Origin of the sequence: Pseudomonas sp. NY15356 (assembly GCF_048068175.1) — a bacterium.
Classification (GTDB): Bacteria; Pseudomonadota; Gammaproteobacteria; order Pseudomonadales; family Pseudomonadaceae; genus Aquipseudomonas; species Aquipseudomonas putida_K.
The window spans coordinates 1-823 of the sequence record NZ_JBLUPW010000076.1 but is presented as its reverse complement, the minus strand read 5'-3'; the positions used below and the strand labels follow the sequence as shown (position 1 = coordinate 823).

General features: G+C 53.9%; 1 protein-coding gene. It reads left to right on the top strand.

The window, feature by feature from the left end; translation table 11 throughout:
• On the top strand, positions 1-823 hold an 823-nt coding region (locus tag ACNFCI_RS23980; protein WP_416768429.1), incomplete at both ends, for a hypothetical protein.

Here is an 823-nt window from a genome sequence, read left to right as displayed (position 1 = left end):
CATCGAAACGTTCGCTGCCGAAGAGGGCAGCTATAGCCTGCGGCTGGATACGACGCTGTCGGTGGAGGCTGTGCGTCCGGAGGTGCCCAACCGATGGATCACCGAGCTGGTTAACGGCTTCGGGGGGCTTGCCAAGGAAACCATCCCAGTCAGAGCGTTGGCGCTGGCTGCGGAAGGCGCCTTTTTGGTCCGTCGTGAGAATGGAGATGATTGGGGCTATCTGTGTGCCAGCTATCAAACGCTACGTGCATTTAGCATCAATCCTGAAATGGTGATAGACATATTTGATGCGCCTTTCGGTAGCAGCGGTGACGGAGAGATCAAGCGTGAAAATAACCATCTTCTTTGCAGATTCAAGATAGGCACGGCTAATTATCCACTACCGGGGATAAATATAAAGTACAGCTACAAGACGGGTGTGGGGCCTGAGATAAATGTTGCGAAGTTGCTCAAATATAGCGGGGTAGGTCAAGAACTGGTAACACCTAACCGCTATCTGAATCCGCCGGGCAAGGTCAGCAGGTTGGATATTCGCCGTATCGTCTATCGCGCCAAGGGACAAAACTCTGTCAGCGAGCCTGCTAACATCGACTTCGATCTGGCCGAGGGTGTGCAGCAGGCCAAGTTCTCCAGCGTCCTGAACATTGGGCAGATGTCAGAGTGGCCTGATAAAAATCAAACTTCGCATAAGATGACGCTGAAGGTCGGTGCTGCGGAACGCCATTGGCAGATCCAGCTGTACAAGCAACCCGGTAGCGAGACCGGTCCGGCCGAGTGGGTAGCGAAGCTCGCGGAAGTCACCCCGGTGAAAACAACGTTCATC